The sequence below is a fragment of the Actinoplanes sp. NPDC051851 genome (assembly GCF_040681165.1).
Taxonomy (GTDB): domain Bacteria; phylum Actinomycetota; class Actinomycetes; order Mycobacteriales; family Micromonosporaceae; genus Actinoplanes.
The window spans coordinates 61,938-75,187 of sequence record NZ_JBFAYF010000026.1 but is presented as its reverse complement, the minus strand read 5'-3'; the positions used below and the strand labels follow the sequence as shown (position 1 = coordinate 75,187).

Genomic DNA, 13,250 nt, shown 5'->3' with positions numbered 1-13,250 from the left:
CCCTTCGTCCGCTCGCCGAGGTCGGGGCGCGCAGGGGGACGCCGCCGGGACACGCCGCGGGGGCGCACCGGCTGATGGCGTCGGCCGTCCCACGCGGCCTTCGACCGCCGTACGCGTGTGCGCACGGCGCGCTGGCAGGTCTTCGGACTCGTGGGCGTGATGCTCGCGCCTACCGGCCGTCGCTTCCCGGACCGGGTGGTCCAGTGCTTGATTGACGGCTTTCGTTCCCACTCACCGCTGCGGGGCAGTCCCGGTTTCCCACCGGGTTCCCTGTTGCCTCGAACGGGCCGTGACGGCCCGCACGAACCAGCTGCGGGAGACACCATATATGGGCGGCCACCGAAAAGTCATACCCCACATCGTGTGTCACCCGGGTCACCCTCTCGTGATCAACTTTGCGGCGGGCGGTAGCATGCGAAGCGGTGCTGGTTCGCCCTGTCCCTCGTAAAAAGGCGTCGTAAGAGGGAACCCGGTGTGAATCCGGGACTGCCCCGCAGCGGTGAGTGGGAACGAGAGTCGTCATCGCTGCCGATCGTCTACGGCGACGTGTCCCGCAAGGCGCCGATGACCGTCGGGGTGTCCCGCAAGGCGCCGATGACCGTCGGGTGGTCGACCTGCGCACAGTCACTGACGTCGAAGCCGGTCAAGGGCATGCTGACCGGCCCGGTGACCATTCTGGCCTGGTCGTTCGTGCGCACCGACCAGCCACTCGCGGACACCGCCGACCAGGTGGCGCTCGCCCTGCGCGACGAGTGCGCGGATCTGGAGACGGGCCGGGATCCGGGTGATCCAGGTCGACGAGCCGGCGATCGGCTACAGCCGGGGCGTCGGCCCGGGCGTCTGGGACATCCACTCGCCCCGGGTGCCGTCCCGCGACGAGGTCGTCGATGCGCTGCGCCGGGCGATCGCGGCGGTCCCGGCCCAACGGCTCTGGGTGAACCCGGACTGCGGCCTTAAGACCCACGGTTACGCCGAGGCCGAGGCATCGTCCTGGTCCTCTCTGTCCTGGTCCTCTCTGCCCTGGTCCACGGCGTAGGGGATGAGCGGCTGCTGGTTCTCGTCGACCAGCAGGCGGCCGGCGGCGGGTGGGCGGGCGCGCTGGGCGCAGTCCTGGCGCTCGCAGATCTGGCAGCCGAGTCCGATCGGGATCACGCCGCGCGGGTTGTCGAGCGCGAGGCCGTCGCTGTAGACCAGGCGCCGGGCGTGGCGCAGTTCGCAGCCGAGCGCCACCGCGAACGTGCTGCGCGGGCTGTGGTGGCCGCGCCCGCCGTGCACGACCGTACGGGCCAGCCAGAAGTAGCGCTTGCCGTCCGGCATCTCGGCGACCTGAGTGAGGATCCGGCCCGGTGAGCTGAACGCCTCGTAGATGATCCAGAGCGGACACGTGCCGCCGAGCCGGGAGAAGTGGAAGTCGCTGGCGGACTGGCGCTTGGAGATGTTGCCGGCCCGGTCCACGCGCAGAAACGCGAACGGGACCCCGCGCAGGGACGGCCGTTGCAGGGTGCTGAGCCGGTGGCAGGCCGTCTCGAAGCTCACGCCGAAGCGCCCGGCGAGGAGCGGGACGTCATACCGCAGCTGTTCGGCTGTACTGTGAAAGCCCTTGTAGGGCATGAGTAGTGCGCCGGCGTAGTAGTTGCCGAGGCCGATTCTGGCCAGCCCGGTGGCGGAGGGCGGGTCGATGTCGTCGGCGAGCTCGGTGATCAATTTGTCCTCGGCGAGGAAGGCCAGCTGGGTGGCGAGCTGGAACGCCCGCTGGCCGTCGGTGTGGTCGGCGGAGAGGCGCAGGACCCGGGTCTCCGGGTCGAAGCGGCGGATCTCGGTGGCGGCGCCGGGCGGGGGAATGATGACCCGGACCTCGTACTCCTCCCGCAGATGGCGGGTGAGTGTCTCGGCAGCGCGGCCCGGTGTGAGCGCGAGGCGGTCGGCGAGCTGCTCGGCGGCGGCGTCGAGCTGGTCGAAGTGGTTGTAGCGGGCGTAGAAGAAGTCGCGGACCGCGTCGTGCGGCTCGGCCTCGGTGGCGGCCAGGGGATCGCCGGGCCAGGCCAGGGCGGCGACCCGGTTGGAGGCCTCCCGGTAGCGCCGGTGGAGGGCGACCAGGGCGCGGGCGGCCGCCGGGTGGTCGCGGATGAGCTCGGTGGCTTCCAACGGGTCGACCGGGTGGCCGCTGGCCTCGTCGGTGAGGGCGGCGCGCACATCCGCCCCGAGGCGCTCGGTGTCGGTGTCGCTGAAGAACTCCGGGTCCACGTCGAGGAGCCCGGCCAGGCGGAGCAGGATCGATGCGGTCAGTGTCCGCTGGTTGTTCTCGATCTGGTTCAGGTAGCTGGTCGAGATGTCCAGCCGGCGGGCGAGCTGGGCCTGGGTGATGCCGCGCTCGCGGCGCAGCCTGCGGAGCTTGCCGTGCGCATAGAGCTTGGTTCCCGCCATCGCCGCGGCTCCTCTCCTGCCGTCGCGTCCTGCCGTCGTGCCGCCCATCATGCTCCCGCGAACAAGGCGTCCGCAACGGTTGCAAAATTTACAAATCCGCAGGTCAGGGCGTGAAAAGTACGCAGGTTTCGACCCTCGACACGGCCGTCCTTCGAGGACGAGGCTCGGTCCGTGACATTTCAACTCGTACATGTGTGGCCCAGCGCGGCACGGCATTCCCGTCGCGAGGAACTCGCCTGGTCGCTGGCCGAGTTGGCCACCGCCGCCGCCCCACCGGACGCCGAGGCGGTGGCGATGGTGGCCAACCGGGTGATCGACAACGCGGCCGTGGCGAGCGCCTCGCTGTCCCGGCGGCCGGTGGCCGTCGCCCGGGCACAGGCCCTCGCCCACCGGGCAGGTGAGGGAGCCTCGGTGTTCGGTGCCGGGGTCCGTGTCTCCCCGGAGTGGGCGGCCTGGGCCAACGCGACGGCGGTCCGCGAGCTGGACTTCCACGACACGTTCCTGGCGGCCGACTACTCCCATCCCGGCGACGACATCCCGCCCCTGATCGCGGTCGCCCAACAGGCCGGTCTGACCGGGGCCGACCTGGTGCGCGGTGTCCTGGTGGCCTACGAGGTGCACGTCGCCCTAGTCAGCGGCATCTGCCTGCACGCACACCGGATCGACCACGTGGCGCACCTGAGCGCGGCGACCGCGTGCGGGCTCGGGGCGATGCTGCGGCTGCCCACCGAGGTGGTCTACCAGGCCGTCGGGCAGGCGGTGCACACCACCACGGCGACCCGGCAGTCCCGCAAGGGCGCGATCTCCTCGTGGAAGGCGTTCGCCCCGGCCTTCGCGGGCAAGGCGGCGATCGAGGCCGTCGACCGGGCGATGCGCGGCGAGGGGGCGCCGGCGCCGATCTACGAGGGTGAGGACGGGCTCATCGCCTGGATGCTGGACGGCCCGGACGCGGAGTATGGGGTGCCGCTGCCGTCACCGGGTGAGCCGCTGCGGGGGATCCTGCGGACGTACACCAAGGAGCACTCCGCCGAGTACCAGGCGCAGGCGCTGATCGACCTGGCCCGGCGGATGCGGGAGAAGCTACCTGGCGGGACCGACCGGATCGTCTCGGTCGTGCTGCACACCAGCCACCACACCCATCACGTGATCGGCTCCGGCGCCAACGATCCGCAGAAGTACGATCCGGCCGCCAGCCGGGAGACGCTCGACCACTCGATTCCCTACATCCTCGCGGTGGCCCTGCAGGACGGCGTGTGGCACCACCTCGATTCGTATGCTCCCGAGCGCACCCGCCGGCCCGACACCGTCGCGCTCTGGCAGCGGATCGCCACGGTCGAGGACCCCGAGTGGACCCGCCGCTACCACGACCCGGAACCGGCCTTCGGCGGGCGGCTGGTCATCACCCTCACCGACGGCACCGTCCTGGAGGACTCGCTCGACGTCGCCGACGCGCACCCGGCCGGCGCGCGGCCGTTCGACCGGCCCGCCTACCAGCGCAAGTTCGCCACGCTGGCCGACGGCGTCGTGACGCCCGCCGCACAGCGGTCCTTCCTGGACGCCGCGACCCGGCTCGCCGAGCTCACCCCGCCGGAGCTGGCCCTGCTCTTCCCCGACGTGGATCACACCGCGATCGCCCGTGCCGACGCGTCGCTTCCTGGTGGGATCTTCCGATGACCTATCTCTACGCCCGCACCAGCGCCGCCGACAAGCGCTCCGTGTTCCGCTCCGGTCTCGCCTCCGGTGACCTGCTGCGACTTCCCGGTGCGTTCAACCCGCTCACCGCGCGACTGGTCCAGCAGACCGGCTTCGAAGGCGTCTACGTCTCCGGCGGTGCCCTCTCCGCCGCGGCCGGGCTGCCGGACATCGGGCTGACCACGCTGCCCGAGGTGGCCGGCTGGGCCGCCGACATCGCCGCGAGCACCGATCTGCCCACCCTGGTCGACGCGGACACCGGGTTCGGCGAGCCGCTCAACGCGGCCCGGACGATCCAGCGGCTCGAGGACGCCGGAGTGGCCGGCTGCCACCTGGAGGACCAGGTCAACCCGAAGCGCTGCGGGCATCTGGACGGCAAGGCCCTGGTCAGCCCGGACGACATGATCCGAAAGCTGCGCGCTGCCGTCGAGGCCCGCCGTGACCCGAACTTCCTGATCATGGCCAGGACGGATGCGCGCGGGGTTGAGGGTTTCGACGCGGCGGTCGAGCGGGCCAAGGCCTACGTCGACGCCGGCGCGGACGCGATATTCCCGGAGGCGCTCGCCGACGAGACGGAGTTCGCCGCCTTCCGGGCCGCGGTCGGCGTGCCGCTGCTGGCGAACATGACCGAGTTCGGCAAGGGGCCCTCACTGAGCGCCGACCGGCTCCGCGATCTCGGCTACAACCTGGTCATCTACCCGGTCACCACGCTGCGCCTGGCGATGGGCGCGGTCGAGGCCGGACTGCGCCGGATCGTCGCCGACGGCCGGGCCGACACGCTGCTGCCCTCGATGATGACCCGCTCCCGGCTCTACGAGGTGCTCGGTTACGAGGAATACACCCGTTTCGACGAAGGCATCGCCTTGGGAGAGGACCATCCGTGAACACCGACATCCACCGTGGCCTGGCCGGCGTCGTGGTCGATACCACCAGCATCTCCACGGTGATCGACGAGACCAACTCGCTGACCTACGGCGGGTATGCCGTACAGGACCTGGCCGCCTCCCGGTCCTGGGAGGAGGTCGCGTACCTGCTGTGGCACGGCGACCTGCCCGACGCCCGGAAACTGGCTGGCTTCCGGGCCGCCGAGTCCGCCCGGCGCGGGCTCGACCGGGCCGCGCAGGAACTGCTGCGACGGCTGCCCGAGAGCTGCCATCCGATGGACGTGCTGCGTACCGCGGTGTCGTACCTCGGGGCTCAGGATCCCGCCGAGGACCGCGCCGACCCGGCCACCAACCGGGCCAAGGCCCTCGCGCTCTTCGCCAAGCTTCCGGCCGTGGTCGCGCTCGACATGCGCCGCCGGTGCGGCCTCGCCCCGGTCCAGCCCGGCCCGGGACTGGGCTACGCCGCGAACTTCTTCCAGATGTACTTCGGCGCGATGCCCGCACCCGAGGTGGTCCGCGCCTTCGAGATCACCATGATCCTCTACGCCGAGCACAGCTTCAACGCGTCCACCTTCACCGCCCGGGTCATCACCTCCACGCTCTCCGACCTGTACAGCGCGGTCACCGGGGCGATCGGCGCGCTCAAGGGACCGTTACACGGCGGCGCGAACGAGGCCGTCATGCACACCCTCCGGGAGATCGGCGACCCCGACCGTACGGAGTCATGGCTCGACGCCCAGCTGAGTGCCAAACGCAAGATCATGGGGTTCGGGCACCGCGTCTACAAGCACGGCGACTCCCGCGTTCCGATCATGCAGGCGGCTCTGGACCGGTTGATCGCCACCCGCACCGACGAGGATAGCCGCCGCCTGGCCGAGACCTACACCCGATTGCAGGCGGCCATGCTCGACCGCACCGGCATCCACCCGAACCTGGACTACCCGTCCGCGCTGGCCTATCACCTGATGGGGTTCGACACCGCGGCGTTCACCCCCATCTTCGTGATGAGCCGGATCACCGGGTGGACCGCCCACATCATCGAACAGCTCACCGCGAACGTCCTGATCCGTCCTCTCGGTGCCTACACGGGCCCCCACCAGCGTCCCGTCCCGGCATGACGCCCGTCGGTCTCTGGCCGGCCGGAGCGGAGCCCTGAGCCTCGACCTCCAGCGGCACAGGCCCAGGTGCCCGAGTCGGACCTGGCCGACCTGTGTGCACGGCCGGCGCGCACGACCTATGCGGGTCCTTCCGCGCCGACCGCGCCGACTGCCGCGTCGACGGTCGAGCCCGGTGTCGGGCCTCCGGTGGAGATCCAGGAGCCGAGGGGCTGATCGGGCACGTTCTCGTCGGTCTCCTCCGTGTGGTAGATGACGAGGCCACGGCCCTGGTAGTTGGCCAGCGCCGCCGGGCCGTCCAGGGAGCACGTGTGCACCCAGACGCGGGCGACCCCGGGCAGCACGGTGTGCCCGGGCAGCGCGGCGCGCGCGGTGTGATCAGGGCGCTCGGAGTGCTCGATGTGCTCGGGGCGCTCGGTGTGTGCGGGGAGCCCGGGGAGCCCGGGGAGTGGGGTGCGGGCGGGCAGGGTCCAGGCGGCGGCGATGGTGTGTTCGAGCAGGCGGGAGCCCAGGCCGCGGCCGATCACCCGGTCGCAGAGGCCGAAGTAGCGGATCTCGACGTGGGTGCCGTTCGGCTCGACGGTCGGGTGCAGTTGGGCGTAGCCCGCCGGGGCGCCGTCGCTGTAGAGGACCCAGAACTCGCTGCCCGGGACGGCGAGTTCGTCGGCCCACTGCTGGCGGGACCAGCCGAGGCGGTCGGTCCACGTCCACGGGCCGCCGACCAGGGCGTACAGGAAACGAGCGTATTCGGGGGTGATGCCGGTGGCGCGGTCGAGGCGGACGCCGTCCGGAAACGGGCGGGGTGCCTGTGGGCGGGGCTCGTGCATCTGCAGCGACCAGGTGGTGACCTTCATACGGTTAGCGTTCCACCACCCGGGAGCCGCCGTTGTACACGGTCACGTCGGTGCGTTCGCCGTACTCGCGGAACGTCGCCACGGCCTCGTCGCGCAGGATGCCGACGACCACCTCGAGGCCGCGCTGCTCCAGCTGGGCCTGCCAGTCGTCGCGCATCGGGCCCTCGTCGAAACCGGTCAGCTGCTCGAGTTCGGGGCCGTCGCCGGCGACAGTCAGGCGGGATACGCCGGACCAGAGGACGGCGCCGTAGCACATGGCGCACGGGCGCCAGTTCACCGTGATCTCGGTTGCCGGGCGGGCCTCGCCGCCGAGGTTCCAGCTGCCGGTCGCGGCCTGCGCCACGCTCAGCGCGACCACCTCGGCGTGCATGCCGGAGAGTCCGCTGAGCAGCACCAGGTTCACCCCGGCAGAGATGATCTCGCCGGTCGCTGCGTCGCTGACCACGGCGGCGAACGGGCCGCCGGTGCCCTCGACGTGGTTGCGCCGGGCGAGCCGGTGCACCAGGCCCATCCGGTCCTCCGGGGTGGGCAGCACCGAGTCGACCCCGGCCAGCTCCTCGGTCACCCAGGCGGGCAGTTCCGCACCGAAGCGGACAGCCTTCAACTCCATGTCGTTCCTCCGATCAAGGCGGTCACATCCTCGACCTTGCCCGTTTCCCCGACGTTTCCCGCCGATCCCACGGAAAGGCCACCCCTACGGGAGAAACGAAACCATGCGAAGCCGAGCCGCGCGAACCTGCGAAGCCGCGAACCTTGCGAAGGCGGAGGGCGGGAGGATGCGACGGCTGGAGGGCGCGACGGCGGGAGGGCGCGACGGCGGGGAGGTGGGAGCACAGGCGGACAGAGCATGGGATCACCCCGCAGAGCGGCGCTTCGTCAGCCAGGACATCACCTCGAGGGCGTGGGACGGTGGGTCCAGGATCGGGTGGAAGACGTGTTCGACCACGTCGTCGGCGATCACCAGGGTCAAGCGGTCGTACAGCGTCAGGTCGCCCGAGGTCAGGGTGGGCAGGCCGGTGGCGGCGGCCAGGGTCAGCTTCGGGTCCGGGATCAGCGGGTACGGCAGCCGCAGCCGATGGGCCAGCTCCCGCTGGTACCCGGTCGACTGCGCGGACAACCCGTACACCCGGGCCGCCCCCGCTGCCAGCAGCTCCGCGTGGTGATCCCGCAGCCACATCGCCTGGTCGGTGGAGCCGCGCGCCCCGTGGACCTCCAGCAGCCCGCGTGGCAGGTCGACCCCGGGACGCCCGGTCAGCGGGTAGACGAAGATGACGCTGCGTCCCGGCCCCAGGTCACTCATCGTGACCGGCCGTCCGTCCGTGGCGTAGAAGTCCAGGGCGGGAAGACCGTTTCCGATCAGCGAGGATGGGTCGGCTGGGATGGCCGGGACGACCGGTGATACCCGTCCGGCGGCGGCGTCTATGCGGGCGTTGAGCGCGTCTCGCTGGGCGGTCAGCTCGCCGATTCGGGTCTGTAGGCTGGTCACGGCGCTGCGGAAGGTGGCCACCGCGGCGGCGCAGACGTCGGTGTCGGTGCCGTCGGCGATCGACTCGACGAACGGGCGGGTCTCCTCGACGGCCAGGCCCAGCGCCATCAGTTCGCGGATCTGCGCGACCTGGCGCTCGGCGACCGGATCGTACTCTCGGTAACCGTTACTCAGCCGCCGCGGCACCACCAGCCCGACCGACTCGTAGTACCGCAGCGCGCGCACGGTCGTTCTGGTCCGCCGCGCCAACTCACCCACCCGCATGTGCCGACCCTAAACCCGGACCCCAAGGTCCAGGTCAAAGGCGTCCCGCGTACGCCGCCACGGGGCCCGGCTCCTCCTCGGTCCGCAGCGGCCGGTTGTACGTGGCCGTACGGTCGCTCGCGTCGGCGACGCCGTCGGCGATGCCCTGGCGCAGCGGCGCGGCGTTGGTGCAGGACACGTCGTCGCCGACGAGCTGGCAGCGGTCACCGAGCGCGACGGTCAGCGCCTTCCAGCCCTCCATGTCGTCCTGCGCGACGCCGTCCTCGATCGAGATGATCGGGTAGGCGGCGGCGAGCCCGGCCAGGTGGTCGACGTGCCGACGGCGGTCCGGTTTCACGCCGGGCCGCCGTTCGGCGCGATGGGGTCACTGCTAGCTTGCTAGCATGATAGCATCCGGACGTGGGTGATGAGGACGTCAAGCAGTTCAACGTGTACCTGCCGATCGGGCTGATCAAGCAGGTCAAGTTCCGTGCCGTCGAGACGGGCATGTCGTTGTCGGCGCTGGTCGCGGCGGCCCTCGGCGAATACCTCAGGAATCCGCACGAGCCGTCATCGACCGAGAAGGAGAGCTGACATGGCGACCGAGGGCATCGAGGCCGTGTATGTGGAGACCCACAACTGGGGGAGGAGCGCCCGGTTCTTCCAGACGCTCGGGTTCACGCTGGAGTTCGAGACCGACCACAACTCCGGGCAGCTGCGCAACGGCGACGGGCCGTACGTGTTCATCGCCGAGATCCCCGAGGAGCGGGAGCCCCGGACGCAGATCGTGCTGAGGGCGCCCGACGACCTCGACCTGAGCGACGTCGAGGTGGTCACGCCGTACGAGGAGACGCACTACGGCACCCGGGAGATGACCGTTCGTGATCCCGACGGGCGGTTGTGGATCGTCCAGGCGCCGCCCGAGGACCGGCCCGTCACGCCGGCCGAGACTCCGGACGGCACCGCGGTGCGGACCGCGCTCTGGCGGGCGCTGCACGTCCAGGTCGACGCGCCGCCGCACGTCCTCGAGGACGAGGTCGGGCTGCGGCTCGCCAGGCCCGGCGACGGCTGGCGCGACCGCCCCGACATGGACGCCCGGTTCACCAGCGGGTTCCGGGCCTCGATGGTCGCGCGGGCCCGTCTCGTCGAGGACCTGGTCGTCGAGCAGGCCGAGCGGGGCGTCACGCAGTACGTGATTCTCGGTGCCGGGCTGGACACGTTCGCCCAGCGCCGGCCGGAGATCGCCGCGCGGTTGCAGATCTTCGAGATCGACCAGCCCGGCCCGCAGGCCTGGAAGCGGCAACGCCTGATCGAAGTGGGCTACGGCGTACCGGAGTGGTTGCACCTGGTCCCGGTCGACTTCGAGACGGGCGAGGACTGGCTGAAGCAGCTGGTCGCCGCCGGGCTCGACCCCGATCGCCCGGCGGTCGTCGTCTCCACCGGCGTCAGCATGTACCTGACACGGGAGACGACCGCGGCCACCCTGCGGACGATCGCCGGGTTCGCGCCGGGTTCCACTCTGGCGATGACGTTCATGCTCCCGATCGACCTGGTCGACGAGGCGGACCGCCCGGGCCTGACCGCGAGCGCGAACGGTGCGCGGGCCGCCGGGACGCCGTTCGTCAGCTTCTACACCCCGGCGGAGATGCTCGGCCTGGCCCGCGAGGCCGGATTCACCACGGCCGAGCACGTGCCGGGCCGTTCGTTCGGCGCCCGCTACTTCGCCGGCCGCCCCGACGGCCTGCGCCCGTCCAGCGGCGAGGACTTCCTGGTGGCGACCGTCTGACGGAAGAGGCGGCCCGGTGCCGGACCGGGCCGCCTCTGCACAGTGCTGTCGCCGTCAGCTCGCGGCGACGTCGAACGCGAACTCCGTGGTCAGCTCGCGGGGACCTCGAACGCGAATTCCGTGGTCAGCTCGCGGGGACGTCGAACGCGAACTCGGTGATCGGCGAGAGCGAGCCGTCGGTGAACCGGCGCTGCACGTACAGCGTGGCGGCGCCGGCCGTCTCCGGGGTGTAGGAGACCGTCGTCTCCCAGGCCAGCGGGTCGTACGCGACCTCCTGCACCGCGCCGTCGCCGACGTGCCACAGGAACGACTCGGTGTACTCGTTCAGCTCGTACCCGGAGAACCCGAACTGGGCCGGGACGCCGGCGCCGGAGACCGAGCCGGTGACCGCCACCCGCGGGTTACGGACGGCGACCGAGAACTCGGCGCTGTCCGAGGCGGTACCGTCGCCGGTCAGGCTCGCCACGGTCACGGTGACGTCGCCCCAGTACGCCGGGACGTCGTACGTGACGGTGGCCGTGCCGTCCGCGCCCGCCGCCACGGTGTGCTCCGGGTGCTCCTCGCCGTCATAGCGGCTGCCGACCGTGTACCGGAACGAGGCCGCCCCGGCCTGCGCCGCGGTGAACGTGAACGTCACCGGCCGCAGCTCGACCGCGTCGGCGGAGAACGGCCCCTGCGCGGTGACCGCCGGTGCCGAGCTGACGTGCAGCACGGTGGTGGTCGCGGGGGAGAGGCCGCCGTCGGCGAGCCGGGCCCAGACCACCAGGTCGCTGTCGCCGGCGTGGGTCGGCACCACCTCGAACCAGGCCCACGCGCCGTCGACGGTCTGCTGCGGGCCGCCGTCGAAGCTGTAGACGATCGCCACCGCGTCCGGCAGGTCGGACCACGCGTCGACGCTGATCGGCTGGCCGACCTGGGCGCCGTACGTGTTCGCCGACACCACCGGGTGCGGATCGATGACCCAGAACGACGACGTGCCCACCTCGGAGACGTCACCGTCCGCGTCGACCGAGGTCACGTAGATCGTGTAGTAGCCGCCCTCCTGCGGAGTCCAGGAGAGCTCGGCCGTGCCGTCCGCTCCGGCGTCGACGCTCTGATTGTTCCCGTCGCCGAAGCCGTACCGGTACGCCACCACGTCCGTGGTCCGCGGCGCGAACGTGAACGTGCCCGCCCGGCCCGCGACCGGCGAGGCCGACCAGGAGAACTCGGCCGAGGTGATCTTCGGGGCGTCGCTGACCCCGATCTGGTCGGTGTGCACGCCGATCACCTCGTCGCCGGCGTACGCCCGCTCGACCACGGTCTTGGTGCCGACGCTGTCGAAGACCAGATCACCCTTTCCGGTACGGTCGACGGCGGGCACCCGGACCTCCGGGCCGCCGTCGACCGCGTACCCGAATCCGGTGACCTCGGCGGCGCTCGACGAGAGCGTGATGTGACTGGTCAGGCCCACGCCGTTGAGTTCGAACACGGCGAACGGCGCGGTGTCGCGAACCAGGTAGCGGTACTCGACCCAGGCGGTGCGGTTGCCGGCGGCGTCCACCGCGGCGACCTTCAGCGTCTTCGGACCCGAGTAGCGCGGGGTGACGACGGCCTCGGCCCGTCCGCCGGGGTGATCCGGCACCACCCGGGTGATCAGCGCGTCCTCGTACCAGTCGAAGGCGACCGTGTCCACGTCACCGTCGGCGTCGAAGACGAAGGTGCCGGGTACGCCGGGACCGCCGGTGCCCGGGTACGTCGTGGTCGGGTACTTCTCCGAGGACACCACGGGTGGGGTCGCCGGTGCCACCGTGTCGAGGACGAAGTAGCAGGTGTCCGCCCATGCCCCGGCGTCGTCGTTGTCGCGGCCCTGAGCGGTCCAGGCGATCACCGTGCCGTCCGCGATCCCGGTGAGGTCGGGCGTGGCGTACGCGGTCTCCTTGCGCTGGTCGGGCCGGTCGGCCGGCCAGTACGCGTAGTAGATCCGGGCGTAGTCGCTCGGGTCCGCGTCGGTGACCGTGGCCTGGAACTGCACCGACTTCGACGCCGGCGGGGGCTCCTCGGTGGTGCCGCACCCCGCGTCGGGGTAGCGCAGCTTGACACCGGAGACGACCGGCGCGTGGTTGACGGCGTAGCTGATCGCGGCCTTGCTCATGGTCCGGGCGAGCCCGGCGGCGTCCTCACCGGTGGCGCTGATCCGGACCTCGACGGTGATCGACGTCTCGTCGCGGGCGAGCGCGGCCTGCACCGCCGGGATCATGTCGACGTCGAGGTAGGCGCCGGGGCAGATCACCCCGCTGCCGTACGACCGTTCGCCGAGCAGTTCCCGCTCCTCGGGTGCGTCGTCCCAGGTGGTCGCCGCGGTGACCGGCGTGGTCCGCCACATCTGGATCGGCGCGACCTTCGTGCAGTCGTCGACGGTGCGCTCGTAGGTGTAGAAGGTGACCCGGTGCAGGACCTGGTCCCGCATGCCGGTGATGTCGTAGGTGAAGTAGGCCCGCCCGGTGTGCGCGGTGCCCGCCGTGTCCGTCCGGGTGCCGATCAGGAAGTTCCCGGCCGGATCGGGGTGCGGTGTGGACGGGTCGGCGCTGTCGGTGTACGCCCAGCCGAGCAGCGGCAGCGAGCCGTAGGTCTGTGCCTGGGCCGGGTCGGCGGCGAGGCCGACCAGGACGGTGGTGGCGAGGAGCGCGGCCGCGGACACGGCCAGCAGTCTTCGGATTCTGTGCAACATGTGATCTCCCCCGGCGTCCCCGTCCGAAGGGGACGCCGGAGCCTAACATCGGCCGAGAT

Annotated in this window: 12 protein-coding genes, 1 pseudogene and 2 riboswitches; of the genes and pseudogenes, 7 read left to right on the top strand and 6 right to left on the bottom strand. The window is 71.3% G+C overall.

Annotated elements, in window-relative coordinates; genetic code table 11:
- Window positions 1-115: 115 nt before the first annotated feature.
- Window positions 116-326: riboswitch (cobalamin riboswitch) on the bottom strand.
- 83 nt (window positions 327-409) lie between these two features.
- Window positions 410-591, top strand: a riboswitch (cobalamin riboswitch).
- Both AB0M08_RS24255 and AB0M08_RS24250 read left to right on the top strand, forming a co-directional pair.
- A pseudogene (locus AB0M08_RS24255) lies at window positions 565-711 on the top strand (hypothetical protein); the annotation flags it as partial. (Overlaps the previous riboswitch by 27 nt.)
- A 73-nt stretch (window positions 712-784) precedes the next feature.
- Window positions 785-1,036, top strand: a complete 252-nt coding sequence (locus tag AB0M08_RS24250; RefSeq protein ID WP_364497290.1) for a hypothetical protein — start codon at window positions 785-787, stop codon at window positions 1,034-1,036.
- Here the strand turns inward: AB0M08_RS24250 and AB0M08_RS24245 are convergent.
- A complete protein-coding gene (locus AB0M08_RS24245) occupies window positions 967-2,424 on the bottom strand; it encodes a short-chain fatty acyl-CoA regulator family protein (protein ID WP_364497288.1) in 1,458 nt (485 codons plus the stop codon). The two genes, AB0M08_RS24250 and AB0M08_RS24245, sit on opposite strands and share 70 nt — an antisense overlap.
- Before the next feature lie 171 nt (window positions 2,425-2,595).
- Here AB0M08_RS24245 and AB0M08_RS24240 point away from each other — a divergent pair, with 171 nt between their 5' ends.
- Genes AB0M08_RS24240 through AB0M08_RS24230 form a run of 3 tightly spaced genes read left to right on the top strand, consistent with a single transcriptional unit; the run spans window position 2,596 to window position 6,118 of the window.
- Entirely contained in the window at window positions 2,596-4,098 is a 1,503-nt protein-coding gene (locus AB0M08_RS24240) for an MmgE/PrpD family protein (RefSeq protein WP_364497285.1), read from the top strand.
- Complete coding sequence (gene prpB, locus AB0M08_RS24235) at window positions 4,095-5,000, top strand: methylisocitrate lyase (RefSeq protein ID WP_364497282.1); 906 nt, start codon at window positions 4,095-4,097, stop codon at window positions 4,998-5,000. The genes AB0M08_RS24240 and prpB overlap by 4 nt, the downstream gene beginning before the upstream one ends.
- A complete protein-coding gene (locus tag AB0M08_RS24230; RefSeq protein ID WP_364497280.1) occupies window positions 4,997-6,118 on the top strand; it encodes a bifunctional 2-methylcitrate synthase/citrate synthase in 1,122 nt (373 codons plus the stop codon). The genes prpB and AB0M08_RS24230 overlap by 4 nt, the downstream gene beginning before the upstream one ends.
- A 116-nt stretch (window positions 6,119-6,234) precedes the next feature.
- On the opposite strand, the gene AB0M08_RS24225 is transcribed toward AB0M08_RS24230, so the two are convergent.
- The 4 genes from AB0M08_RS24225 to AB0M08_RS24210 all read right to left on the bottom strand — a co-directional run bounded on the left by AB0M08_RS24225 (window position 6,235) and on the right by AB0M08_RS24210 (window position 9,056).
- A complete protein-coding gene (locus AB0M08_RS24225; protein ID WP_364497277.1) occupies window positions 6,235-6,969 on the bottom strand; it encodes a GNAT family N-acetyltransferase in 735 nt (244 codons plus the stop codon).
- 4 nt (window positions 6,970-6,973) lie between these two features.
- Window positions 6,974-7,579, bottom strand: a complete 606-nt coding sequence (locus AB0M08_RS24220) for a nucleoside deaminase (RefSeq protein WP_364497274.1) — start codon at window positions 7,577-7,579, stop codon at window positions 6,974-6,976.
- 243 nt (window positions 7,580-7,822) lie between these two features.
- A complete protein-coding gene (locus tag AB0M08_RS24215; RefSeq protein WP_364497271.1) occupies window positions 7,823-8,719 on the bottom strand; it encodes a MerR family transcriptional regulator in 897 nt (298 codons plus the stop codon).
- A 34-nt stretch (window positions 8,720-8,753) separates the two neighbouring features.
- A complete protein-coding gene (locus tag AB0M08_RS24210; protein ID WP_364497269.1) occupies window positions 8,754-9,056 on the bottom strand; it encodes a hypothetical protein in 303 nt (100 codons plus the stop codon).
- A gap of 62 nt (window positions 9,057-9,118) precedes the next feature.
- On the opposite strand from AB0M08_RS24210, the gene AB0M08_RS24205 reads away from it, so the two are divergent.
- Together AB0M08_RS24205 and AB0M08_RS24200 are read left to right on the top strand one after the other, a co-directional pair.
- Window positions 9,119-9,292 (top strand): CopG family transcriptional regulator, encoded by a 174-nt coding sequence (locus AB0M08_RS24205; protein ID WP_364497267.1) that lies wholly within the window; start codon window positions 9,119-9,121, stop codon window positions 9,290-9,292.
- 1 nt (window position 9,293) lies between these two features.
- The gene (locus tag AB0M08_RS24200; protein WP_364497264.1) at window positions 9,294-10,484 is read left to right on the top strand and encodes an SAM-dependent methyltransferase; all 1,191 of its coding nucleotides are present in this window, start codon (window positions 9,294-9,296) and stop codon (window positions 10,482-10,484) included.
- Between the two features lie 124 nt (window positions 10,485-10,608).
- On the opposite strand, the gene AB0M08_RS24195 is transcribed toward AB0M08_RS24200, so the two are convergent.
- A complete protein-coding gene (locus AB0M08_RS24195) occupies window positions 10,609-13,191 on the bottom strand; it encodes a hypothetical protein (protein WP_364497261.1) in 2,583 nt (860 codons plus the stop codon).
- Window positions 13,192-13,250 lie beyond the last annotated feature (59 nt).

Excerpts from the sequence above, each read along its gene's own strand:
- AB0M08_RS24245 (WP_364497288.1), bottom strand. The coding sequence starts at position 2,424 with ATGGCGGGAACCAAGCTCTATGCGCACGGCAAGCTCCGCAGGCTGCGC.
- AB0M08_RS24220 (WP_364497274.1), bottom strand. The coding sequence starts at position 7,579 with ATGGAGTTGAAGGCTGTCCGCTTCGGTGCGGAACTGCCCGCCTGGGTG.
- AB0M08_RS24195 (WP_364497261.1), bottom strand. The coding sequence starts at position 13,191 with ATGTTGCACAGAATCCGAAGACTGCTGGCCGTGTCCGCGGCCGCGCTC.
- prpB (WP_364497282.1), top strand. The coding sequence starts at position 4,095 with ATGACCTATCTCTACGCCCGCACCAGCGCCGCCGACAAGCGCTCCGTG.
- AB0M08_RS24215 (WP_364497271.1), bottom strand. The coding sequence starts at position 8,719 with ATGCGGGTGGGTGAGTTGGCGCGGCGGACCAGAACGACCGTGCGCGCG.
- AB0M08_RS24200 (WP_364497264.1), top strand. The coding sequence starts at position 9,294 with ATGGCGACCGAGGGCATCGAGGCCGTGTATGTGGAGACCCACAACTGG.
- AB0M08_RS24225 (WP_364497277.1), bottom strand. The coding sequence starts at position 6,969 with ATGAAGGTCACCACCTGGTCGCTGCAGATGCACGAGCCCCGCCCACAG.